Annotated in this window: 22 protein-coding genes; 7 read left to right on the forward strand and 15 right to left on the reverse strand. The window is 64.2% G+C overall.

Translation table 11 applies throughout. The features are described from left to right. Window positions 1-519 precede the first annotated feature (519 nt). The 4 genes from QD228_RS15855 to ampD form a co-directional block, all read right to left on the reverse strand. Window positions 520-1,281 carry a TerC family protein gene (locus QD228_RS15855; protein ID WP_077380144.1) on the reverse strand — a complete coding sequence of 254 codons (762 nt, stop codon included), beginning with the start codon at window positions 1,279-1,281 and terminating at the stop codon, window positions 520-522. A gap of 224 nt (window positions 1,282-1,505) precedes the next feature. Then, entirely contained in the window at window positions 1,506-3,554 is a 2,049-nt protein-coding gene (aceF, locus tag QD228_RS15860) for a pyruvate dehydrogenase complex dihydrolipoyllysine-residue acetyltransferase (RefSeq protein ID WP_279876030.1), read from the reverse strand. Window positions 3,555-3,659: 105 nt separating this feature from the next. Beyond that, entirely contained in the window at window positions 3,660-6,335 is a 2,676-nt protein-coding gene (gene aceE / locus QD228_RS15865) for a pyruvate dehydrogenase (acetyl-transferring), homodimeric type (RefSeq protein WP_077380148.1), read from the reverse strand. 447 nt (window positions 6,336-6,782) lie between these two features. After that, entirely contained in the window at window positions 6,783-7,394 is a 612-nt protein-coding gene (gene ampD / locus QD228_RS15870; protein ID WP_084207887.1) for a 1,6-anhydro-N-acetylmuramyl-L-alanine amidase AmpD, read from the reverse strand. Between the two features lie 254 nt (window positions 7,395-7,648). Between ampD and nadC the strand changes: the two genes are divergently transcribed. From nadC to QD228_RS15885, 3 genes are all read left to right on the forward strand, one after another. Beyond that, window positions 7,649-8,512 (forward strand): carboxylating nicotinate-nucleotide diphosphorylase, encoded by an 864-nt coding sequence (nadC, locus tag QD228_RS15875; protein WP_077380152.1) that lies wholly within the window; start codon window positions 7,649-7,651, stop codon window positions 8,510-8,512. Between the two features lie 110 nt (window positions 8,513-8,622). Beyond that, on the forward strand, window positions 8,623-9,282 hold the full coding sequence (locus QD228_RS15880) for a class I SAM-dependent methyltransferase (RefSeq protein ID WP_279876031.1): 660 nt from the start codon (window positions 8,623-8,625) through the stop codon (window positions 9,280-9,282). A gap of 160 nt (window positions 9,283-9,442) precedes the next feature. Beyond that, the gene (locus QD228_RS15885; RefSeq protein ID WP_279856306.1) at window positions 9,443-10,237 is read left to right on the forward strand and encodes an SDR family NAD(P)-dependent oxidoreductase; all 795 of its coding nucleotides are present in this window, start codon (window positions 9,443-9,445) and stop codon (window positions 10,235-10,237) included. Between the two features lie 96 nt (window positions 10,238-10,333). Here the strand turns inward: QD228_RS15885 and QD228_RS15890 are convergent, their stop codons facing one another. The 4 genes from QD228_RS15890 to QD228_RS15905 form a co-directional block, all read right to left on the reverse strand. Further along, entirely contained in the window at window positions 10,334-10,852 is a 519-nt protein-coding gene (locus tag QD228_RS15890; protein ID WP_240499645.1) for a GNAT family N-acetyltransferase, read from the reverse strand. 107 nt (window positions 10,853-10,959) lie between these two features. Continuing rightward, on the reverse strand, window positions 10,960-11,640 hold the full coding sequence (gene mtnC, locus QD228_RS15895; protein WP_084207884.1) for an acireductone synthase: 681 nt from the start codon (window positions 11,638-11,640) through the stop codon (window positions 10,960-10,962). Then, entirely contained in the window at window positions 11,637-12,233 is a 597-nt protein-coding gene (locus tag QD228_RS15900) for a cupin (RefSeq protein ID WP_279876032.1), read from the reverse strand. Before QD228_RS15900 ends, mtnC begins: the two co-directional genes overlap by 4 nt. Beyond that, complete coding sequence (locus tag QD228_RS15905; protein ID WP_279876033.1) at window positions 12,230-12,898, reverse strand: methylthioribulose 1-phosphate dehydratase; 669 nt, start codon at window positions 12,896-12,898, stop codon at window positions 12,230-12,232. Before QD228_RS15905 ends, QD228_RS15900 begins: the two co-directional genes overlap by 4 nt. A 359-nt stretch (window positions 12,899-13,257) precedes the next feature. Here QD228_RS15905 and tsaA point away from each other — a divergent pair, with 359 nt between their 5' ends. Both tsaA and QD228_RS15915 read left to right on the forward strand, forming a co-directional pair. Then, window positions 13,258-13,998 (forward strand): tRNA (N6-threonylcarbamoyladenosine(37)-N6)-methyltransferase TrmO, encoded by a 741-nt coding sequence (tsaA, locus tag QD228_RS15910; protein WP_176503953.1) that lies wholly within the window; start codon window positions 13,258-13,260, stop codon window positions 13,996-13,998. Between the two features lie 118 nt (window positions 13,999-14,116). Further along, the gene (locus QD228_RS15915; RefSeq protein WP_077380162.1) at window positions 14,117-14,695 is read left to right on the forward strand and encodes an NAD(P)H-dependent oxidoreductase; all 579 of its coding nucleotides are present in this window, start codon (window positions 14,117-14,119) and stop codon (window positions 14,693-14,695) included. 125 nt (window positions 14,696-14,820) lie between these two features. Here QD228_RS15915 and purC read toward each other — a convergent pair whose 3' ends face one another. The 4 genes from purC to dapA all read right to left on the reverse strand — a co-directional run bounded on the left by purC (window position 14,821) and on the right by dapA (window position 18,423). After that, the gene (gene purC / locus QD228_RS15920; protein ID WP_077380164.1) at window positions 14,821-15,537 is read right to left on the reverse strand and encodes a phosphoribosylaminoimidazolesuccinocarboxamide synthase; all 717 of its coding nucleotides are present in this window, start codon (window positions 15,535-15,537) and stop codon (window positions 14,821-14,823) included. 194 nt (window positions 15,538-15,731) lie between these two features. Further along, window positions 15,732-16,598, reverse strand: a complete 867-nt coding sequence (locus tag QD228_RS15925) for an MBL fold metallo-hydrolase (protein WP_307722814.1) — start codon at window positions 16,596-16,598, stop codon at window positions 15,732-15,734. Between the two features lie 2 nt (window positions 16,599-16,600). Then, entirely contained in the window at window positions 16,601-17,539 is a 939-nt protein-coding gene (locus QD228_RS15930; RefSeq protein WP_077380166.1) for a hypothetical protein, read from the reverse strand. Continuing rightward, the gene (dapA, locus tag QD228_RS15935; RefSeq protein ID WP_077380168.1) at window positions 17,539-18,423 is read right to left on the reverse strand and encodes a 4-hydroxy-tetrahydrodipicolinate synthase; all 885 of its coding nucleotides are present in this window, start codon (window positions 18,421-18,423) and stop codon (window positions 17,539-17,541) included. Before dapA ends, QD228_RS15930 begins: the two co-directional genes overlap by 1 nt. 447 nt (window positions 18,424-18,870) lie before the next feature. Between dapA and QD228_RS15940 the strand changes: the two genes are divergently transcribed. Then, window positions 18,871-19,347, forward strand: a complete 477-nt coding sequence (locus QD228_RS15940; RefSeq protein ID WP_077380170.1) for a peroxiredoxin — start codon at window positions 18,871-18,873, stop codon at window positions 19,345-19,347. A gap of 166 nt (window positions 19,348-19,513) precedes the next feature. On the opposite strand, the gene QD228_RS15945 is transcribed toward QD228_RS15940, so the two are convergent. Continuing rightward, on the reverse strand, window positions 19,514-20,608 hold the full coding sequence (locus QD228_RS15945) for an AI-2E family transporter (protein ID WP_077380172.1): 1,095 nt from the start codon (window positions 20,606-20,608) through the stop codon (window positions 19,514-19,516). Further along, entirely contained in the window at window positions 20,605-20,910 is a 306-nt protein-coding gene (locus tag QD228_RS15950) for a sulfurtransferase TusA family protein (protein ID WP_077380174.1), read from the reverse strand. Before QD228_RS15950 ends, QD228_RS15945 begins: the two co-directional genes overlap by 4 nt. Window positions 20,911-21,116: 206 nt before the next feature. Between QD228_RS15950 and QD228_RS15955 the strand changes: the two genes are divergently transcribed. Further along, a complete protein-coding gene (locus QD228_RS15955; RefSeq protein ID WP_279876034.1) occupies window positions 21,117-22,619 on the forward strand; it encodes a M48 family metalloprotease in 1,503 nt (500 codons plus the stop codon). 111 nt (window positions 22,620-22,730) lie between these two features. Here the strand turns inward: QD228_RS15955 and nadA are convergent, their stop codons facing one another. Beyond that, entirely contained in the window at window positions 22,731-23,789 is a 1,059-nt protein-coding gene (gene nadA, locus QD228_RS15960) for a quinolinate synthase NadA (protein ID WP_084209590.1), read from the reverse strand. Between the last annotated feature and the right edge of the window lie 414 nt (window positions 23,790-24,203).

Consider the following 24,203-nt stretch of genomic DNA (forward strand, 5'->3'; position numbering starts at 1 on the left):
TGCAAATGAAAAGCGTGAAACGGGTGTAAATGGGTCATCCGGGCTTGTGTGCCCTGCCCTCGACGGCAGATGGCCATCCGAGGCGCTCTGGCCGCCGAGCGCTCAAGACGACTCGGCTCACGCGCTGACCTGCGCAGTGTCTCCCCCATCGACATGACAGTGAAGGAGACAGCCACGGGGCCTCGAGCGGCTTGCGACCAGGATGAAACAGGAAGCGGACCGACTGGTGGCGTGACGAACACTCTCCACGCACTGACGATCTCATTATGTCATCGCTATGCAACGCAAGGGCTGACGATACCGCTCACACGGCCATCGCACAAGCACACCAAAGGCGCGCATGACGCCCCTTGGCACTGTTTTGGCTCATTGATGACGGACGAGGCGATCGGCGCGTGCAGCGCCTCGTGATCCAGCCTCACGATGGCATGACGCCCCCGCGGCACTCGGTCGCAGGGGCGTCATGGCAGGGTTCCACTCATTTCAGGGTTCAGGCGTCATGGCCTGGGGGTCATGACCTCACTCGGCGACCTCTTCCGCCTGGCTGCTGCGACGCAGCCGCACCGCCTTGGCCCGCTTGCCGCGTAGCCGGATGTTGAGCATTTCCACCGCCAGCGAGAAAGCCATCGCCACGTAGATGTAGCCCTTGGGCACATGGACGCCGAAGCCTTCGACCATCAACATCATGCCGACCATGATCAGGAAGGACAGGGCCAGCATCTTGATGGTCGGATGGCGATCGACGAAATCACCGATCGGCTTGGCCGCCACCATCATGATGCCCACCGAGATGACGATCGCGATGATCATCACCGTCAGATGGTCGACCATGCCCACCGCCGTGATCACCGAATCCAGCGAGAAGACGATATCGATCAACGCGATCTGGACCATGATCGCCATGAAGCTGGCACCGCCCTTCTTCGCGCCCTCTTCCGCCGGGTCCTCACCCTCGAGGTTGGCATGGATCTCATGGGTGCTCTTGCCGAGCAGGAACAGACCCCCGAAGACCAGGATCAGATCCCGCCCGGAGAAGCTGAAATCCAGCACGCTGAACAACGGTGTCGTCAGTGACATCAGCCATGACAACGACATCAACAGCACGATGCGCATGCCCATCGCCAGGCCGAGACCGATCATGCGGCCACGTTGGCGCTGAGCCTCGGGCAGGCGCGCGACCAGAATCGACAGGAAGATGATGTTGTCGATGCCCAGCACGATCTCAAGCGCGGTCAGGGTCGCCAGAGCCACCCATGCCGAAGGGTCCATCAACCATTCCATTGTCTTGCTCCTTGTGTGTTGCGAGAACCGGCCTTCCCGGGGAGTGCCAGCACGATGCGGCAGATCGCGGCAGGTTGGCGTGAAGCATCGCATGTTGTGCAGGGCAGCAACAGCTATCGCCGCCCTGCCACGCCAACGGACATGCACAAAAAAAACGGCCTCCCGAAGGAGGCCGTTCTGTCGACAGGCCATCTGGCACCTGCCCTTGTCATGCAAGGTACGGATCAGAGCAGCAGACGACGCACGTCGGTCAGCACCTGAGCCAGATACGCCGTGAAGCGTGCTGCATCCGCCCCGTTCACCGCCCGGTGATCATAGGACAGCGACAGCGGCATCATCAGGCGCGGCTGGAAGGCAGCGCCATCCCACACCGGCTTCATCTGCGCCTTGGAGACACCCAGGATGGCGACTTCCGGCGTGTTGACGATCGGCGTGAAGGCAGTACCCCCAATGGAGCCAAGGCTCGAGATGGTGAAACAACCACCGGTCATCTCTTCGCGCTTGAGCTTCTTGGTCTGCGCCTTCTTGGCCAGCTCCACGGATTCGCGGGCCAGCTCCAGCAGGCTCTTCTGATCCGCATTGCGGATCACCGGCACCATCAGGCCGTCCGGCGTATCCACCGCGATACCGATGTGCACGTATTTCTTGTGCACCAGGGTCTCGCCGTCAGACTTGAGGCTGACGTTGAACTGCGGATACTTGGCCAGCGCGTGGGCAGCCGCCTTGATCATGAACGGCAGCGGCGTGAGCTTGGCGCCTGCCGCTTCTGCCTCGGCCTTCATGGACTTGCGGAAGGCCTCGAGCTCGGTGATGTCGGCTTCATCGAACTGGGTCACGTGCGGGACGTTGAGCCAGCTGCGATGCAGGTTGGTGGCCCCCGCCTTCATCAGGCGGCCCATCTTCGACTCTTCGATCTCACCGAACTGGCTGAAGTCCTGATCCGGCACCTGCGGGATACCGGCACCGCCGGTGGCCTGCGCAGCAGGGGCTGCCGGTGCGGACTTGGCCTTCTGCATCATCTGCTTGACGTAGGCCTGGACATCTTCCTTCACCACACGGCCCTTCGGACCGCTGCCGGAGACGTCCGCCAGATCGACACCGAACTCACGCGCCAGCAGGCGAACCGCAGGCCCTGCGTGGACCTTGGCACCCTTGCTCGGCTTGTGGGCCGCCATCTGGGCTTCCGGGCTCGGCGTACCGGCCGGTGTCGGCTCAGGCTTCTGCTCGGCCTTGTCTGCCTTGGGCGCGGCCGGAGCCTCCGCCTTGGCAGCCTTCGGCGCAGGCTTGGCACCGGCGACCTCGAGGTAACCGATCAGGTCGCCCTCGGACACGGTGTCGCCTTCCTTGACGGAAAGCTCCACCACCTTGCCCTTGTAGGGGCTCGGGATGTCCATGGTCGCCTTGTCGGACTCCAGCGTGATCAGCGCGTCTTCCTCGTTGACCTCATCACCGACGGCCACGGCCATCTCGATGATCGGCACGCTGTCGCTGCCGGAGAGATCCGGGACACGCAATTCCTTGCGCTCCGGCTCACCGGAGGCCGGCTCACCGGAGGCCGGCTCTTCTTCGGCAGCCGGCGCTTCAGAGGCGGTCTCTTCAGACGCAGACGCAGACGCAGAGGATTCTTCCGCCGGCGCTGATTCCGCCGCACTGTCACCGCCTTCACCGGCGATTTCCATCTGACCGATGACGTCACCGGACGCGACGTTGTCGCCTTCCTTGACGGTCAGCTTGACGATCTTGCCCTTGTGCGGGCTCGGGACGTCCATGCTGGCCTTGTCGGACTCCAGCGTGATCAGCGCATCCTCGGCGTCGACTTCGTCGCCTTCGGAGACCGCCATCTCGATGATCGGCACGGCCTCGGAGTCGCCCAGGTCCGGCACGACGATGTCGACGGTCCGGGTACCACCGGAAGCGGCCTTCGGTGCAGCAGCGGCCTCTTTCGGCGCCTGCTGCTCAGACGCTTCCTGCTTGGGAGCCTCTTCCTTCGGCGCTTCCTGCTCGTCAGAAGCGTCAGAGGAGGTGTCACCACCGCCTTCCGCTTCCAGCTCCAGGATGTCGTCGCCTTCGGAGACGGTGTCGCCTTCCTTGACGAGAATCTTCACCACCTTGCCGCCCTTCGGTGCCGGCACATCCATGCTGGCCTTGTCGGACTCAAGAGTGATCATGGTGTCTTCGGCGGAGATGACATCTCCGACCGCCACCGGTATCTCGATGATCTCGACATCGGAACTACCGCCAATGTCGGGAACCTTGATGATTTCGCTGCTCAAGATCGTGCTCCTTCCAAAACGTGCACGGGGAGCGACACCCGAATCACCTTCGCATCATCTTGATGTCGAGGATGGAGTGCCGCTCGCCTGTTCCGCGATCTCCGCTCAGACGCTCAGCGGATTCGGCTTGTTGGGGTCGATGCCGTAGGTCTTGATCGCTTCCGCGACCACCTTGCGGTCGATCTCACCACGATCCGCCAGCGCCTTCAGGGCCTGGACGGTGACGAAGTTGCGGTCGACTTCGAAGAAGTGACGCAGCTTCTCGCGGGTATCGGAACGACCGAAACCATCGGTACCGAGCACGTGATAGTCAGCCGGCACCCAGGCGCGAACCTGGTCAGCAAACAGCTTCATGTAGTCAGTGGCCGCCACGACCGGGCCGTCACGTCCTTCCAGGCACTGGGTGATGTGCGGCTTGGCCGGGGTCTCTTCCGGCTTGAGGAAGGCCTGACGATCCAGTTCCAGCGCTTCGCGACGCAGCTCGTTGAAGCTGGTGACGCTCCAGATGTCGGCATCGACACCGTAGTCGTCCTTCAGCATCACGGCAGCGGCTTCGACTTCACGCAGGATGGTGCCGGAACCCAGCAGCTGAACGCGTGCCTTGCCGTCCTTCGCGCCTTCCTTGAGCAGGTACATGCCCTTGATGATGTCGTCTGCGGGCACCGTTTCAAGTTCCGGCTGCTCGTAGTTCTCGTTCATCACCGCCAGGTAGTAGAAGACCGGCTCGTGCTGCTCGAACATGCGCTTCATGCCGTCCTGCACGATGACCGCCACTTCGTGAGCATAGGTCGGGTCGTAGGTGCGGCAGTTCGGGATGGTCGAGGCCAGGATATGGCTGTGGCCATCCTGGTGCTGCAGACCTTCACCGTTCAGGGTAGTACGCCCGGCGGTCCCGCCGACCAGGAAGCCACGTGCCTGCAGATCGCCTGCGGCCCACGCCAGATCACCGATGCGCTGGAAGCCGAACATCGAGTAGTAGACGTAGAACGGCATCAGCGGCAGGTTGTGGTTGGCGTAGGACGTTGCCGCCGCCACCCACGCGGACATGGCGCCCGCTTCGGAGATACCTTCCTCGAGGACCTGACCTTTCTGGTCCTCGCGGTAATACATGATCTGACCCTTGTCGACCGGCTCGTACTTCTGGCCTGCCGCGGTGTAGATGCCCAGCTGACGGAACATGCCTTCCATGCCGAAGGTACGCGCTTCGTCAGGAATGATCGGCACGACACGCTCGCCGAGGGTCTTGTGCTTGACCAGACCGTTGAGCACGCGCACGAAGGCCATGGTGGTGGACACTTCGCGACCGTTGGAGCCCTTGAGCTGGGACGCGAAGATCTTGTCGTCCAGCGGCGGGATTTCCAGCGTTTCATACTCGGTGCGACGCTGCGGCAGATAGCCGTTCAGACGTTCGCGCATGAGGTGCATGTACTTCATTTCCGGGCTGTCGTCCGCCGGCTTGTAGTACGGCACTTCCTCGAGCTGCTCGTCGGTCAGCGGGATACCGAAGCGGTCACGGAAGGTCTTGAGCGCTTCGTGCTCCATGGTCTTGACCTGGTGGGCTTCGTTGGCCGCTTCGCCATCGCCCATGCCCATGCCGTAACCCTTGACGGTGTGCGCCAGGATGACGGTCGGACGACCATTGGCGTTGTTGACCGCCTCGTGGTACGCCGCGTAGACCTTGTACGGGTCGTGGCCACCACGGTTCAGACGCCAGATGTCGTCGTCTGACATGTCCTTGACCAGATCGGCCGTCTCCGGGTACTTGCCGAAGAAGTGCTCACGCGTGTACGCGCCGCCATTGGCCTTGTAGTTCTGGTAGTCGCCGTCGACCGCCTCGTCCATGCGCTTCTGCAGGATGCCTTTCTTGTCCTGCTCGAACAGCGGATCCCAGAAGCGACCCCAGGTGACCTTGAGCACGTTCCAGTCGGCACCACGGAAGACGCCTTCCAGCTCGTCCATGATGCGGCCGTTGCCGCGCACCGGACCATCAAGACGCTGCAGGTTGCAGTTGATGACGAAGATCAGGTTGTCGAGGTTCTCGCGACCCGCCAGCGAGATGGCACCCAGGGATTCCGGCTCGTCACACTCGCCGTCACCCATGAAGCACCACACCTTGCGGTCGTACATGGACTTCAACTCACGCGAGTTGAGGTACTTCATGACGTGCGCCTGGTAGATCGCCTGGATCGGGCCCAGCCCCATGGAGACGGTCGGGAACTGCCAGTAATCCGGCATCAGCCACGGGTGCGGATAGGAGGACAGGCCATTGCCGTCGACTTCCTGACGGAAGCTGTCCATCTGCTCCTGGCTGAGACGACCTTCCAGGAAGGAACGTGCATAGATACCCGGTGCCACGTGGCCCTGGATATACAGCAGGTCACCTTCGAAATCGCCTTCGGGTGCACGGAAGAAGTGGTTGAAACCTACATCATAAAGCGTCGCACTGGACATGAAGCTCGAGATGTGACCGCCCAGGCCCTTGTGGGCACGGTTGTTGCGGATCACCTGAGCGATGGCGTTGTAGCGGATAAGCGAACGGATACGACGCTCCATGAACAGGTCGCCCGGCATGCGCGCTTCGCGGTGCACGGGGATACTGTTGCGATGGGGCGTGGTCACCGAGAAGGGTACTTGATGGCCATCACGACGCAGGCGGTCGGCCAGGCGTGACATCAGGTACTGGGCACGATCCTCACCCTCACGATCCAGAACCGATTCCAGGGAGTCCAACCATTCCGTGGTTTCGATCGGATCGAGATCTTCTCTTGCCTCCAGACTCATAGACGTCTCTCCGAGTGAAGAAATTTTTTGTCAGTTGTTCCGACGAAATGCTACATCGGAACCAGTGGCGCTCTTCAGTGTGGGCACAGCCTTCTGAGTGGGCCGCGTCTCCGATAAAACCGCGGCAACCGGAGACTCCGGCTGCCAGATGCGTTGTGCTTCGTGCGTCAAAGCAGGGCACAAGATGCAGTCATTTGGCGTGAAAGATACCGCAAACACCCCCCCGTGCCAATTCGGTGCGCATGGCCGCGCAGCCGTGCGCCATGGACTGGCACCGCCGTGGCCGTGCGGGTCTCGGCCAGTGCCGAGCGGGATTTCCCGCCGCATGCCAGCCGTCGCCTGGAGCACGTCTTGTAATAAAACTACCAACGCGCCCCGTGGCTACGCTCCCTGACCGGAATCCGGCCCCTGCATGCTGCATTGCACCATCGCGAGGCACTTGCGACCTTAGTCCTGAATGTCGTCCAGCAGGCGATCGAAGTAAGCCCAGTCAAAGGCGGGACCAGGATCCGTCTTGCGCAACGGCGCAATCCGCGCATGCGAGGTGATGCGCTCACGGGTCAGCGCCGGGTAGCGGGCCATCAGGCCGGCGACCGTCCGTGCCAGCGTCCGGTACTGCACCTCGCGGTAGGGGTGCACCTCATCGCCCTCGAGCTCGATGCCGATGCTGAAGTCATTGAGCTCCACGCGCTCACGCGCTCCGTCATGCCAGCGCGACCGCCCCGCATGCCAGGCACGACGATCGAAGGGCACGAACTGCACCAGACGACCATCACGCTGGATCAGCACATGCGCCGAGACGCGCAGATGATGGATGTCGGCAAAGTAGGGATGGGCGCCGGGATCGAGTTGATTGGTGAACAGCTGCTCGATGGCCGGCCCCCCGAAGCGCCCCGGTGGCAGGCTGATGGAATGCAGCACCAATGCCGACACTTCGCCCTCGGGACGCGCATTGTGGTTGGGCGACGGCACCTGACGGGCATTTTCCAGCCAGTGCTCAGGGGTGACGGCCAGTCGCGCCAGCTGGCCCGACCATGGGGAGGAAGACGAGGGGGGCATCGATGACTCCAGACGGGAACGACATTGCACGCGGGGCGTGGGTTTCATGACGGCCTGATCGTGACCCTGCCGGCCCGGTGCACCGTCAGGCGAGATATCGCACCGGTATCGCACACAGGGACTGACCGCCCGCGCGGCTTTTCCTATAATGGCGCACATTATGGCATGCTCGGCAGCCATGGGTCTGTGTCGGGGGGCTTCCTGCGGCGCGATACCAGCTCCGGCAGCACTTCTTGCACAAGGATCAGACGCGCATGAACTTCCACGACGCCCTCGCCGAGGATATCCGCACCAGCGCCGCCCGCCTGCTCGCCGAAGATGTTGGCGGTGGCGACATCACCGCCGAGCTGATTCCCGAAAGACAGTGGGCCAAGGCCCGGGTGATCAGCCGTGAGGCGGCCATTCTGTGCGGCGTGCCCTGGGTGGATGAGCTCTTTCGTCGCCTCGACTCGCGTGTCAGTCTCAAGTGGCTGGCCAGCGATGGTGACCGACTCGAGGCCGACACGCCCTTCCTTGAGCTGGAAGGCCCCGCTCGCTCGCTGCTGACCGGAGAGCGCGCAGCACTCAATCTGCTGCAGACGCTGTCCGGTACCGCGACCCGCGCCCACCACTACGCTTCACTCGTGGAAGGCAGCGGCGTGCGTCTGCTGGATACCCGCAAGACGCTGCCCGGCATGCGAGTGTCCCAGAAATACGCCGTCAGCTGCGGGGGCGGCCACAATCATCGCATCGGCCTGTATGACGCCTTCCTGATCAAGGAAAACCATATCGCCGCCTGTGGCAGCATCGCGGCCGCCGTTCGTGAAGCACGCGATATCGCCTCGGACCTGACCTGCGAAGTGGAAGTCGAGAATTTCGCGGAGCTGGAACAGGCGCTGGATGCCGGTGCCGACGTCATCATGCTCGACAACTTCAACAACGATCAGCTCATCGAGGCCGTCGCGCGCAACAAGGCGCATGCCCAGCCAGCCGTGCTGGAAGCCTCGGGCAACGTCAACGAGAGCACCCTGGCCGGCATCGCCGCCACCGGCGTGGATTGCATCTCGATCGGCGCGCTGACCAAGGACGTGACGGCCATCGACCTGTCGATGCGCATCTACACTGTCGAGACCCGCTAGCCAGATGACAGGTGAGTGTCTTCCTGCTGGTCAGCTCCTGTCCTGCTGATGCCACCGGTGACGCCGGTCCATCTTCATGACGCCTTGCCATACCGCCAGGGAGGCGCCCCATGTCCTCGCCATCTCCTCATCAGCGTCCGCCTGCCGCCTCCACGGTGTCAGGCGGACGCTGGCAGACCCGCCGCTGGAGCCTCTACGCACCGATCTACGACCGCGTGGCAGCGCGTGCCCTGCGCTCGGCACGCCGAGACGCCATCGCGACACTGGACCTGAAAGCCGGGACTCGCGTGCTGCTGCTCGGCGGTGGTACCGGGCTCGACCTGCCCTTCCTGCCCCGTGACATCGAGCTTGAGGTGGTCGATGCCTCGCCCGCCATGCTGCGCCGCTGCCGCGAGCGCGCCGAGGCGCTGGGCTTCGATGCCAACGTCAAGCTGGGCAATGCCATGGCACTCGACTTTCCCGATGGCCACTTTGACGTCGTGATCGCCCACCTGATCTTCGCGGTCGTGCCAGAACCGCAGACAGCCTTCGATGAAGCATTGCGCGTGCTGGCATCAGACGGCGAGATGTCCCTGCTCGACAAGGGCTTGCGCGGTCAGCAGCCAGCCGGGGTGATCCGGCGGCTGCTCAATCCGCTGGCCCGCCTGCTGGCCACCAATCTCAGCGTGCCTCTCGATGGCCTGCTGGAAGGGCATGCCATACAGCGCATGGAAGACCGCGACCTCGGGCCTGGCGGCCTGTTGCGTCACATGCACCTTCGCAAGATCTGATCCGCACCGGCGCTGCCCCTTGCATTGCGCACCCGGCACCGCCACGCAACAAGGACATCCAGATGACAGCAGCGAGCCGATTCGTGGCCGTTGTCCCGGCACTCACCCAGGTGCCAGGCCATCGTGTGCGAACGCCGTCGCTTGCCGTGAAGGAGGTTGCATGCAGATTGATCTACACGGACGCAGCGCCATCATCAGTGGTTCCACCGCCGGCATCGGCCTTGCCATCGCGACGGGACTCGCCCGCGCGGGTGCCAGCGTCACCCTGACCGGCCGTACCCAGGCACGTGTCGATGACGCCATCGCCCAGCTCAAGCGTGACGTCCCTGACAGCAGGGTACAGGGCGTGGCCGCGGACCTGGGCACGCGCGAAGGCTGCGACACGCTGATCCAGACCGTCCCGGACACCGACATCCTGATCAACAATGTCGGCATCTTCGCCCCACAGGACTTCTTCGAGACCGACGACGACACCTGGGAGCAGTTCTTCCAGGTCAACGTGATGTCGGCGGTACGCCTGTCCCGCCACTATGCGCGCGGCATGAAGGAGCGCGACTGGGGGCGCATCCAGTTCCTGTCCAGCGAGTCGGCGCTCAACATCCCCAGCGAGATGGTCCATTACGGCATGACCAAGTCCGCCGTCCAGTCCGTCTCACGCGGGCTCGCCAAGGTGCTGTCCGGCACGCAGGTCACCGTCAACGCCATCCTGCCCGGGCCGACCCGCTCCGAGGGCGTGCTCGAGATGCTCAAGAAGAACGCCGAGGAGCAAGGCAGGACGCTTGAGGAGGTCGAGGCCGACTTCGTCCAGCAGACCCGCCCCACCTCCATCCTCCAGCGCATGGCAAGCCCCGAGGAAGTCGCCAACATGAGCGTCTACGCGGCCTCCGAGCAGGCCAGCGCCACCACCGGCGCCGCGCTGCGGGTGGAAGGCGGTATCGTCGATACCATGGCCTGATCGCCAGCCAGGTCCGTTACCCTGTCGAACGCAAGACGCCCCCGCCGGGTGACCGGTGGGGGCGTCTTCATGTCCGATATCACCGTGACGCACGCGTCACTCGTCGAGACGTTTCTCGAAGCGCTCGCGCTTGAGGCAGATGCCGCCTCGCTTGACGTGCTCAAGCCCCAGGCTCTCCCAGCCGCGGCGTGCAAGCCCTGGCGACAGCATCAGACTGGCCTCCAGACTCACCACCCGCACCTTGCGTCGGCGAAGGTCCTGTTCGGCCTCCTCCAGCAAGCGGGTGCCTATCCCCTGCCCGGTCAGCCCCGGGTAGACGTAGAGCATCTCGATCCGGGCCAGCGGCCATTCAGGGGCATACTCGCAGAAGGCGATGCAGCGCCCGTCCCGTTCGGCCACCAGCACTTCGAAGCGATGCTGGCGCGCCGCCCAGCGCTCGGCATCCCTGGGCACACGGGACGCCCATTGCTGGCGTTGCGCCAGATCATAGTGACTGGCCGCTCCCTGCATCACGGCCTGATAGAACACCTCGGCCTGATCCGCGGCGTGGCGCGGCTGCGCGGTCACGATGCTGATGCGCGAGGCTGCTGCGCGGCTATCGGTCTGGCTGTGCAATCGTAGGTCCTCCTTGTGCCCCGGGACGGGGCGATTCGCTTTCGGGAATGCGGCTGACTCGCGGTGGCGCAGAGGGTGTCGAGAGACGTCTGATCAGCGACTGCCTCTCACCCGCTGAAGGACACTTCATCGAAGCGACTGGCCTGAGGGTGATCCCCCGTGACCATGCCGGGCTCACGGACCAGCTGCCAGGTCTGGAAGCCGGCGGCCGCGGCGGCATCGAGCTCAGCCACCACATCGGACAGGAACAGGATCTCGGCACCCGGCAGGCCCAGATGCGCGGCAATCCGACGATAACTCTCGGCCTCCTGCTTCGGCCCTGTCGTGGTATCGAAGTAGCCCGCGAACAGCGGTGTGAGATCCCCGGCATCCGAGTGACCGAACAGCAGCTTCTGCGCCTGGATCGAGCCTGAAGAATAGACATGCAGGGACAGCCCGCGTTCCTTCCAGTCACGCAATCCCTTCACGGCATCGGGATACACATGGCCGGTGAAGTCGCCGTCCGCGTAGCCCTTCGCCCAGACCATGCCTTGCAGGGCCTTGAGTGGCGTGGCCTTGCGATCGGCATCGATCCAGCCTTCCAGGATGCCGATCACGGTTTCGAGGTCCGCCTCGGGCGCCTCGGCCAGCTCACGGGTGGCTGCCAGCTGCTCGGCGACATCATCGCGCTCGGCATTGGCGCGCAGGAAATCGCCCAGATTGGCGCGCGCATAGGGGAACAGCACCTGATGCACGAAGCGAATCGAGCCGGTGGTGCCCTCGATGTCAGTGACGATGGCGCGAATCATGCGGACTCCTGGGAATGCGGGGCGGCAGTCTGGGTGAAGTGTTCCGCCAGCGCTTCATGACGCGGGAAGCGGGCGGCGATGTCGTTGTCGGTGAAGTTGGCGACCCAGCCCTCCGGATTGGTGAACAGGCGAATGGCGGTGAAGTCCGGCGTCGGTCCCATGTCGAACCAGTGCGCGATACCGGCCGGCACGGCGATCAGGTCATCCTTCTCGCAACCGACCGCCAGCACCCGCTCACCCAGATGCAGGTAGAAGATGCCGCTGCCGCGCACGAAGAAGCGCACCTCGTGCTCCGCGTGGCGATGCTCATCGAGGAACTTGCCCCGCAGCGCTTCCCGCTCGGGGTGATCCGGCGTCAGACCGATCACGTCGGCGGTCACGAAGCCGTTTTCCAGCTTGAGACGCGCGACATCGTCGGCATAGGCCGCCAGCACCTGAGCCTGGTCGGTGGGATCACGCAACTCGCAGCCCGCCGTCCAGCGCTCGAAGCGGATGCCTTCGGCCTCGAGTTCGCTGGCGATCCGCGCGCCATCGGTCGTGATCAACTGCGGACGCGAGGCGTCCTGTTCGGCGTAGATGGCCAGAAAGCTCATTGCTGTCTCCTCAGTTCCAGTTCACAGCCCATCAGGAAATCGAGCGCTTCGACATGCCGGCGGCAGGCCGTCATGCTGCTGGCCCAGGTATAGAGGCCATGACCACGAATCAGGTAGCCATGCAGGCCGGCATCCGCCTTGAGGCGGGCCCGCACGTCCAGCGCCAGCGCATCGATGTCCTGAGTATTGTCGAACACCGCCAGACGTACTGGCGTCTCATGGCTCTTGATACCTTCCAGGGCCTTGTTGAGCTCGAAGCCCTCCAGGTTCAGGGTGTCGCCCTCATGACACAGCGACAGCACGGTGGCGGCCCTGGAGTGGGTATGCAGAATCGCCTGCGCCTGCGGCAGATCCTCGTAGAGCTGGCCATGCAGGCGTGCCTCGTCCGAGGCCTTGCGTGATGTACCCAGCAATCTGACGGCAAAATCGCTGACCAGGATATCGCCACTGGTCAGGCGGCCCTTGTGGCAGCCCGAGGCAGTCACCGCCATCAGGCGATCACTGAGGCGACAGGAGAAATTGCCGCCCGTGGCAGGCACCTGACCGGCAGCGTCCAGTGCGCGCCCGGCCTCGATCAACTGCTGGCTCGCCTGCGCCAGATGATCAAGATCCAGCGTCGGCTGCAGGCCATCGGCGGTGGCGGCAATGGCGATGGGGTCTGACATGGTCTGATTGGCCCTCAAGAATCGCGTGGAGCGCTCTCGCTCCGACGCCAGCATCACGACTCAGTGCCGCGGGGCACTGCTCTCGCGGCAGACTACACAAGCCAGCCCGGCGAGACCAGTCATGCCGTACGACGACGAGCATGGCATCATGGCGGCCCGGGATGTCACACGACATCCTGCCCCGTCATCACTTCAGCCTCTGCCACGGTCTTGCCATGTCCTCTTCCGATCAGCCCGCCAGCCCCCATCCGACCGCCGACACGGCCGAGCGCCCGATGAGCGATGCCGCACTGGCCAGGCGCATGCCGCAGCTGCCCCCTCATCTGCGTGAGCAGGCCATGGCACTGGGGCAACAGACCATGCAGCCGGTGGGCATCATCGAGAGCTGCTACCCGGACAAGTTCGGCATTCCCCGCCAGCCGGGTCTGGCACGCCATGCCACCGCCATCCTGCACCTGCTGCCGCCCTTCGATGACCCGGACTGCGTGCGCGACATCGACGGCTTCAGCCACCTGTGGATCCACTTCCTGTTCCACGCCAGCCCCACACGCTGGACGCCGCTGATCCGCCCGCCACGCCTGGGTGGCAATGCACGCACCGGCGTGTTCGCCTCGCGCAGTACCCATCGCCCCAACCGACTGGGCCAGTCGGTGGTCGAGCTTGCAGGCGTCGAGACAGGCGCCAGCGACAGGCCGGGGGGCAGACAGACGGGCAGGCACAGCGGCGTGCGCCTGCTGCTGCGCGGCCATGACCTGCTGGATGGCACGCCGGTGATGGACATCAAGCCCTATCTGCCGTGGGTCGATGCCGTGCCCCAGGCACGTGCCGGTTACGCGCCTGCCCCGCCGCCACGCCATGCCGTCATGTTCAGTGACGAGGCCGAGCAGCAGCTTGAACAGCGCTCCGACAGTGCCACGCTGCGCGCGCTGATCGAGGAAGTGCTCGCCCAGGACCCGCGCCCCGCCTACCACGCCGCCAAGACTGCCGATGGCAAGCGTCAATATGGCGTGCAGCTGGTGGACGTGGATGTGCGCTTCACGGCGTACACCCAACCCGACGGCAGCCTGACGATGCAGGTCGCCGCCATCGTGGCCAGCTGAACGAGAGAGCGGCGCCAGATCAGGACAATGCCAGATTGCATTGGCGAACCGTCACGACTCCTGACCATACTGGGCGTGCATTCCAGCATCTTCACGTGTTCCACCGGGAGTCCGCCGCATGAGTATTCGTCTGCTTGCCTTTGCCGCCAGTACCCGCAAGGCCTCCGTCAATCGGCGCCTGATCACTCGCCTCGCCCATCTGGCCGGCGATCAGGGAGCCGAGATCAACCTGCTCGACCTCAACGACTTCCCGATGCCGCTCTACGATGGGGACAGCGAAGAAGCCAACGGGCGTCCTGCCAGTGCAGACCGTCTGCAGGCCCTGTTTGCCAGCCATCAGGGGCTGTTGCTGGCCACCCCGGAATACAATGGCTTCTTCAGCCCATTGCTCAAGAACACCTTTGACTGGCTGTCGCGTCCGGACACCGAAGGCCAGAGCGGCATGGATGCCTTGCGCGGCATGCCGGTCGGCATCGTCTCGGCGTCCCCGGGCGGGATGGGCGGCATGCGCGCCCTGCCGTTCGTGCGACTCTATCTGAACAACCTCGGCATGCTGGTCGCGCCCCAGCAGATCGCGGTATCCCGGGCAGGCAGTGCCTTTCGCGAGGATGGCAGCCTGGATGACGAAGGTCAGGATCACGCGCTGGCGAGTGTCGCACAGCAGGTGATCGAGCTGGCGAGACTGCGCCACGGGTAACGCCTCCGTACCGCTTCACCTCTGCACATGCGAACCTCTGACACGAGACGACCCTCCTGCCACTGGCAGGAGGGTCGTCTCGTTCATGCGTGCATCGTGAGTGAGGCGGCGGCCTCACGCCATGCTCACGCCGTGAAATCGATCCCGATACGACGGCCGACTTCCTCGTAGGCTTCGATCACGCCGCCCAGACCCTGACGGAAGCGGTCCTTGTCGAGCTTCTCGCGCGTCTCGGCATCCCACAGACGGCAGCCGTCCGGCGAGAATTCGTCACCCAGCACGACCTCACCCTTGAAGACACCGAACTCGAGCTTGTAGTCGACCAGCAGGATGCCGCCATCGAGGAACAGCTGCTTGAGGATGTCGTTGACCTGGAAGGTCAGTTCCTTGGCGCGCGCCAGGTGCTTGGGCTCTGCCCAGCCGAAGGTCTCGACCAGCGATTCGTTGATCATCGGGTCGCCCTTCTCGTCGTTCTTGAGGAACAGCTCGAAGGTCGGCGGATTGAGCTCGAGGCCTTCCTCGACACCCAGACGACGCACCAGTGAGCCGGCGGAGATGTTACGCACCACGCACTCCACCGCCATCATGTCGAGACGCTTGACCAGACACTCGTTGTCGCTGACCAGACGCTCGAAGTGGGTCGGGATACCGGCCGCCTTGAGCTTCTCCATGATGAAGGCATTGAACTTATTGTTGACCATGCCCTTGCGGTCCAGCTGCTCGATACGCTTGCCGTCGAAGGCGCTGGTATCGTCGCGGAATTCCAGCAGCAGAAGATCCGGATCGTCGGTGACGAAGACGGATTTGGCCTTGCCAGCGTAGAGCTCTTCACGCTTTTCCATGAGATTCCCCCTGATGACGCTAGTCGCGTCGAGTGTTGAGGCGGTCGACGATGAATCGATCACGCTTGAGTCTGTCACGCCCAGTCGAGAAGGACCGTGGCGTTGGTGTATGGCGTGATTCGAGAGCTGTCCATCTGGTCAGCTCATCCAGAATCACAAACGCCCGATCGCGAAGCGACCGGGCGTCATGAGTATCAGGCGATGGCCTGCCAGCCAAAGCCACTGTCCTGCGCGGCGATGATCAGGCGGCTATCGTCATCCGCAAGCCAGGGGGCCAGTGCCTCCCGGGCCAATGACGGATGATTGTTGCTCTCCGACAGGTGCGAGGCGACCAGCCGCTGCAGGCGCTCCAGCCCCAGATACGGCAGCGCGGCACAGGCCTGGGCGTTGGCCAGATGGCCGAGCCGTCCACCGACCCGCCGCTTGAGGCTGGGCGGGTAAGGGCCACTGGCCAGCATCTGCGGGTCGTGGTTGAACTCCAGCACCAGACCATCGCAGTCGGCAAAGCAGCTCAGCACGTGCTCGCTGACGTGACCGAGGTCCGTCAGCACGCCCAGACGCCGCGTGGCCGTCTCGCCACGTCGGCTGAACACGAACTGCACCGGCTCACGTGCATCATGCGGCACGGTCACCGGCAGGATCTCGAGATCCTTGATCGCGAATTCCTGCTGCGGCGTGATCAGATGACGGCTCGGCAACGTGCCCAGCTTCTTCGCGCGGCCGGCAAGCCAGGTGCCCGTGGTCAGATGCACCGGCACACCATGACGGCGCGCCAGCGGCCCGATGCCTCCCAGATGGTCACCATGTTCATGGGTGACCAGCACGGCATCCAGCTGCGAAGGATGCACCCCGAGCCGCGCCAGACGCGCCTCGCTCTCCTTGAGCGTGAAGCCACAGTCCACCAGCACCAGCGCCTCGCGCGTGCGTATCAGCGTGCCGTTGCCCTTGCTGCCACTGCCCAGCGAGGCCATCGACATCACGCCGCTGCGGGCCGGCGCCGAGAACGCAGCCGCCTCATCCGACGCAAGGTCGAATGAGGCGGCAGACGCATCAAGCAGCATGCTCAGCGCAGCGTCGACGCCACGGCGTCGAGTAGCTCGCGGGCCAGTGCAGGCGTGGTCTCTTCACCGTCGGCGCGCTTGGCTGTGACCAGCGTATGATCCTGCTCGCCACGCAGCGTGAGCACCATCGGCAGCGGCTCGCCATCCCCGCCGATCCCCAGCCAGCCACCGTCGCGATCTTCCCGCGGGATGTAGTTGACCATGAATTCGCCACGTGAGCGGTTCTGATCCACCAGCTTCTGGTAGTCGGTGTTGAAGTTCTTCTGCAGCTGGTAGAGCAGCTCGGCCCAGCTGCGCTCGGTATCCAGTGCCAGGTCGATCTGCCAGGTACCGTCACGGCCTTCCAGACGCACCCGGTCGTCACGGCTGAGCGACTGCGCCGCCAGCGAGACACCGCTGTCTGCAGGCGAGGCTGCCAGATAGCCACGCAGCGCGTTCAGGCAGCTGCCGGAGACGTCACCGCCCTGCTGACAACGCACTTCAGAGGCGTCGGCACGCAGGCCCTGATTGACGCTGATCACGCCCTGGCTGGTGGTGATCTCGCCCTTGCCGGCATCGATGCTCTGCACGTCCAGCTGCTGGTCACGCGCGAAGGTCTGCAGGCGCGTCCAGACCGCCGCAGGCGCGGCATTCACCGCCAGCCAGCGGGCATCGCCACTCTGACGCAGGGCGACGAATTCGCGCTGTCCCTTCTCGCTGGTCGCCAGCGGCTGCGGACGCGGCGCCTCGAAGTCATCGCTGGCCAGGAAATCGCTGCTGGCCTGTGGCACCGGCATCGAGTCCTGATATTCGGCACGATTGCGTGTCTCGGGCAGCTCGAGCGGCGGCGCGATGCTGGCGTCCGCATACTCGCTGTTGCGGTCATAGTAATAACCATCACTGGAGCAGCCGGCGACCGCGAGAGCCGTCAGCAGGGCCAGTGGCACAAGACGCTGACTCATCAGTTGAGCACCTCGGCCAGTTGCAGCGCTTCATCGACCGTGGAGTGATACTGCTCGGACAGCCAGGTCAGCGGCAGACGCACGCCGGCTTCCGGTGCCAGCGCCATGCGATGCATGGCGTACTTGACCGGAATCGGGTTGGACTCAACGCCCATCGCGGAGTGCAGCGGCATCAGACGCGTGTTGATCTGGTGAGCACGCTCGGCATCGCCGGCGACGGCGGCGGCGCACATCTCGTGCATCAGGCGCGGTGCGACGTTGGCCGTCACGGAGATGTCACCGTGGCCGCCCATCAGGATGAAGTCGCAGGCCGTGGGGTCATCACCGGAGTAGAGCGCGAAATCGGTGCCCTTGAGGCGGTCGATCAGCTCCTGACCACGCTCCAGATTGCCGGTGGCATCCTTGAGGCCGACGATGTTGTCGAGCTCGGCGAGGCGGAAGACCGTCTCGTTGTAGATATCGGAGCAGGTACGACCCGGCACGTTGTAGAGAATGACCGGAATGCCGGCCTGCTCGGCGACGGCCTTGAAGTGCTGATAGAGCCCTTCCTGGGTCGGCTTGTTGTAGTACGGCGCCACGGAGAGGCAGTAATCCGCACCGACTTCCTTGGCATAACGGGCAAGCTCGACGGCTTCGGAGGTGGCGTTGGCGCCAGTCCCGGCGATGACCGGAATCTTGCCGGCGACCGTCTCGACCACACAGCGGATCACATCGAAGTGCTCCGCGAAGGACATGGTGGTCGGCTCGCCGGTAGTGCCGGCGGCGACGATGGCATCGGTGCCATTTTCGAGGTGGAAGGCGACCAGCTGGCGCAGGGCGTCCCAGTCGATCTCGCCGGTGGCCTTCATCGGGGTCGCCAGTGCGACAATGCTACCTGTGATCATCCCTCGAATTCTCCTCTGGTGCCTGATGCGCCAGGCGTGTCCCTGTGCTGTTGAAACAGCAGATCCCGGGGACAGACATCTGACATAGATTGGTTGACGCAGGACTCTGATTGCGTGGGCACGCCGACACGCGAGTCGCGCCAAGGGTGATGATGTTACAAAGACCATCGAAGCCTGTACAGACGCCATCTGCACCGGTTGTGCAAAGCGATGGATTCCCTCGCCTGTCCACGGGACAGATGCACGCCGGACGGGCCCGATGACGCCGGTCGCCAAGGCGGTGAAACACAAGAGTTCTGCCCCGTCTTTGACAAGTTCGGGCGCCCTGCGTGTAATGCAGGACATACCGCAGAACCGGGCAAGCGCGATGCCCATGACTGCCGGTTTTTTTCCTCATTCCACACTGTCAGCCGCCACATGGCCGTCAGTCATCGCCAGGAGAGCACGATGAGCGTCAGCCTCGGTCAGCCAATTCCCGATTTTACCGCACAAGCCACCAGTGACACCGAAGTCACCCCGGCGAGCCTCAAGGGCAAGCAAGCCGTCATCTATTTCTACCCGAAGGACCACACGCCGGGCTGTACCACCGAAGGCGGTGACTTCCGCGACCACCTCAAGGAATTCGAAGCGGCCAACACCGTGATTCTCGGCGTCTCCCGCGACAGTCTGCGCACCCACGAGAACTTCCGGGCCAAGCAGGGCTACCCGTTCGAGCTGATCAGCGACCCGGACGAGACCCTGTGCAAGATCTTTGACGTCATTCACATGAAGAAATTCATGGGCAAGGAAAGTCTCGGCGTGGTGCGCTCCACCTTCCTGATCGACGCCGACGGCAACCTGGCGCGCGAATGGCGTGGCGTGAAGGTCAAGGGCCATGTCGAGGAAGTGCTGGACGCCGCCCGCGAGCTCGACGCCGGCAAGTGATGCTCGCCGGAAGGCTGCAAGCCCCGAGCGTCAAGGCCTGCCTGTGCGCAAGGGTCCTGCTGGAGGGCCATGGCGGTGAAACGCCGCCACTCGCCCATGAAAAAGCCCCACCGATCGGCGGGGCTTTTTCATGCAGGCGACACGGGACGAGGCCCGGGACATGCGCTCAGCTCTGCACTTCTTCTTCGGGCAGGCCTGCCTCGGCGCGGGAACGACGCGGCCAGGCGTAGAGCAGCGACTTCATCAGCGTGGCCAGCGGGATGGCGAAGAACACGCCCCAGAAGCCCCAGATCCCGCCGAAGAACAGCACGGCCAGAATGATCGCCACCGGGTGCAGATTGACCGCCTCCGAGAACAGCAACGGCACCAGCACGTTGCCGTCCAGCGCCTGGATGATGCCGTAGGCGATCATCACGTACATGAAGGTATCGCCCAGCCCGAAATGGAAACCGGCCACGGCGGCCACCGGCAGGGTCGCACCCGCCGCCCCGATGTAGGGAATCAGCACCGAGAAACCGACCACGATGGCCAGCAGCGCCGAGTACGGCAATCCGAAGATGACGAAGGTGACGTAGCTGACGCCACCGACGATGACGATCTCGATCACCTTGCCGCGCACGAAGTTGGCGATCTGGTCATCCATCTCGTTCCACACCCGACTCATCAGCAGGCGCTTGCGCGGCAGCAATGCCAGCGTGAACTCCACCAGCCGCTCGCGATCCTTGAGCATGAAGAACACCAGGATCGGCACCAGCACCAGATAGATCACCACGCCCATCAGGTTGCCGAGCGACGCCAGCGACAGGGACACCGCACGTTGCCCGAACTGGGTCAGCTCACGCCCGGCGGCGCCGACCCACTGCTGGACCTGCTCCGGCGTGATCAGGCCGGGGAAGCGCTGCTGCAGCTCGCCCAGCCAGCGCTGTCCCGAGGCGAACATGCCGGGAATCTCCTGGATCAGATTGGCCAGCTGATGCCAGACCAGCGGCAACAGGATCAGCGCACTGGCCAGCATGATGCCCATGAACACCAGCGTCATCAGACTGACGGCGGCCAGACGCGGCAAGCCGAACCGCTCCAGAAAGCTCACGCCGCTCTGCAGCAGGAAGGCGACGATCAAGGCCGTGAAGAATGGCGCCAGCATGCTGCCCAGCCAGATGACGGCCGCGAAGACCAGCACCAGCACCAGAAACAGCACCACCGCCTCCTCATCGGAGAAATAGCGCTCCAACCAGCCACGCAACAGAGTCTTCATGGTCATGAGGGGTCATCCTCCGTGAGCGCCTTGATCACGAAGCGATAATCACCCGCGGCCGTCTCTTCACGCGAGACCAGCGCGTGATCGCTCAGCGCCAGATAGGCAGGGATGTCGCCCCAGGCACCGGCGTCGCTGGCGAGGACCTCGAGTTGCTCGCCGGCACTCATGCCAGCCAGTGCCAGCTTGGTGCGCAGCAGCGGCAACGGACAGTGCAGGCCGCGCGCATCGAGCGTTGTCAGGTGGGTATCGGCCGTGGAATCAGCCGTCGGATTCGCAGTCTCAGCGCCAGGTCGTTCGAATGCCATCTGCCCTTCCGTTCTCGTTATGATGTTCTGCCACACGCATGAAGGGTGCAGCTTGAAAACGCCCCGATTTAAGGGCACCTTGCCTGACAAAGCAACTTTCCGCCCCGCCACCCCCTGAGAGTGAGGGGTCGCCAGGTCAGTCCGGCTCACTTCATGTGTCGTGCGGGCCGACTGTGCCTTGCACCTTATTGAAGAGGATTGCCTGCATGTCGTTGCTGTCCCCCTTGAGCGGTCGCGTTCGTCACGCACGCACCACACGCGTCACCCTGTCCAGCCTGCTGCTCAGCCTGACGCTGATGGGTGCCTCCCTGGCCAGCCCCTCCGCCGTGGCGCAGAACGACTATGGACTGCCGGATCTGGGCAGCGCCAGCGGCGGCATTTCCAGCAACGATGAATATCGTATCGGACGCGCCTGGCTGCGCCAGTTCCGCGCCCACGTGCGTGAATGGGATGACCCTATCACGCTGGACTGGATCAATGGCATCGTTCGCAAGCTGGCGCCCTGGAGTGAGCTGGACCGCAATGACTTCATCATCACCCTGGTGGCCAGCAGTCAGCTGAACGCCTTCGCCGTGCCCGGCGGCGTGGTCGGCGTCAATACGGGGCTGTTCGCCTTCGCGCCGGACCGCGACGCCTTCGCCTCGGTGCTCGCCCACGAGCTGGGCCACCTCTCCCAGCATCACTTTGCCCGCAACATGGAACGTCAGGCTGAAACCCGCCTGCCGACACTGGCCGGTTTTCTCGCCGGCATGGTGATCGCGGCCGGCGGTGGCGGCTCGGCCGGTCTCGCGACCATGGCCGGCACCCAGGCAGCGGCGATCTCGGATCAGCTGGCCTACTCACGCCGCTTCGAACAGGAGGCGGACCGTGTCGGCATCGAGGCGCTGGCGCGTGCCGGCTTCGACCCCGAGGCCATGCCCCGCATGTTTCGCGCCATGCAGCGCATGGCCAGCCTGCAGGGCAGCAACGCGCCGGAATTCCTGCTGACGCACCCGGTCACCGAAGCACGTATCGGTGACACCCAGGCGCGTGCCGATGCTCTGGAGACCGCGACCCCTGATCCGCTGGGCACGCTGGCCTACGAGATGATACGCGCCCGCGCCCTGCTGGCGCTCAACCTGAGCCAGCCCTCCCAGGGGCTGGTGACCTTGAGTGAGGACTCAGCCGATCCGGATGCCATCGCCTACTACCAGGCACTGGCGGCCGCCGAGAATCACGAGATCGACAGCGCCCTCGCGGCGCTGGACCGCCTGCACGACAAGCATCCCGACCTCACCCTGATCAGCGCCAGTGCCATCGAGGTCGCCCGGGATGCACGTCGCTATGACGAGGCCACGCAACGCGCCAGACGCCTGCTGCGCCTGCAGCCGGATTACCTGCCGACACGCCTGGCACTTGCCGAGGTCAGGCTGCAGCAGGACCCCGCCAGCGCACGCCAACAGCTGGAAGACATGCGCCGCGAACATCCCGATGATCCCAAGGTCTGGAATCTGGCGGCCGAGGCCAGTGGCCGCAGCGGGCATCAGGCCGAAGCCTTCCTGTACCGGGCGGAATTCGAGCAGCTCGAGGGACGCATGGACAGTGCCTTCGCCCAGCTGAAACTGGCCGATGAGGCGGCGCGCAAGGCAGACGACTTCGCGCTGGCCAATCGCATCAATGCGCGGCGTGAGGACTTCAAGGACTACCGCAACGCCATCGAAGCGTTCTGATCTCCCCCGCCCCTTCCCGCCGACAATGAAAAACCGCCGCCCCGACTCCTCGGGTGCGGCGGTTTGCGTCGCCTGCCTGCAGCGCCTCTCGTCGATCAGGCGTCGGCGTGATCAGCCACGATTGAACTCCAGCATGCGGGTCAGCGGCTTGAGCGCGCGCTCACGCAGGCTGTCGTCGACGAAGATTTCCTCGCCGTTGGCCTCGGCGGGATCACGGCGCAGCACCGCGGCCAGATTCTCGAGACCATTCATCGCCATCCACGGGCAGTGCGCACAGCTCTTGCAGGTCGCGCCATTGCCGGCGGTCGGCGCCTCGAACAACTGCTTGCCCGGTGCTGCCTGCTGCATCTTGAAGAAGATGCCGCGGTCGGTGGCGACGATCATCTGCTCGTGAGGCAGCTCGACGGCGGCCTTGATCAGCTGGGACGTGGACCCCACCACGTCGGCAAGCTCCACCACCGACTGCGGCGATTCCGGGTGCACCAGCACCGCGGCGTCCGGGTGGACCTTGAGCAGGTCGGTGATGCCCTGGGCGCGGAACTCGTCATGCACGATGCAGGCACCATCCCACAGCAGCATGTCAGCGCCGGTCTGCTTCTGCACATAGGCGCCCAGATGCTTGTCCGGGGCCCAGATCAGCTTCTCGCCCTTCGCGTGGAGGTGCTCGATCACGTCAACGGCGATGGAGGAGGTCACCACCCAGTCGGCACGCGCCTTCACCGCCGCCGAAGTGTTGGCGTAGACGACCACGGTGCGATCGGGATGGGCATCACAGAAGGCGGCGAATTCGTCTTCCGGGCAGCCCAGATCCAGCGAGCAGGTCGCCTCCAGCGTCGGCATCAGCACGCGCTTCTCCGGGGAGAGGATCTTGGAGGTCTCGCCCATGAAGCGCACGCCGGCGACGATCAACGTCGAGGCGTCATGACGGGCACCGAAGCGCGCCATCTCGAGGGAATCCGCGACACAGCCGCCGGTGTCCTCGGCAAGCTGCTGGATGGCGTCATCGCAATAGTAATGGGCGACCAGTACGGCATCACGCTTGATGAGCAGCTGCTTGATCTCGGCGATCAGCGCGGCATCCCCTGCCGCGGGACGGGTCGGGCAGTACGCACGGGCGAGGTGCTCTCGCACCTGCTCGCGGACGCTATCGTGGGCCTCACGACCCGGCATGGCATTTGTCAGGCTGTTCATGTGTCTCTCACCTAGCCCACAGGGGCTCCCCCTGTGCTGAGTGGGTCAGGGCCCGGCCATGAGCACGAACGGCGCGTGGCGGCCCTCCCTTGCGCTGCAGCTGGGCTCCCCAGACTGCAACTGGTGCCTTGGGCGTCTATCGCCCTTGGCAGTGTCCTGTCGAGCGTCATCCTCTGAAGGACATGAGCCGTGGCTCGCGCACAAGGATACGCCTGCCACGCTCCCCGCTCCAGTCGACCTCACGCCAGGTACCCGGGCGTGCGTCGAGGCAACGCCGCGGAATCTTTCTGACGCATAACAAAAATTGCCCCGCGCCAATGAAGGCACGGGGCAAGATCTGGTGGGTCGTGAGGGATTCGAACCTTCGACCAATTGGTTAAAAGCCAACTGCTC

The sequence above is a fragment of the Cobetia sp. 3AK genome (assembly GCF_029846335.1).
GTDB classification, from domain to species: domain Bacteria; phylum Pseudomonadota; class Gammaproteobacteria; order Pseudomonadales; family Halomonadaceae; genus Cobetia; species Cobetia marina.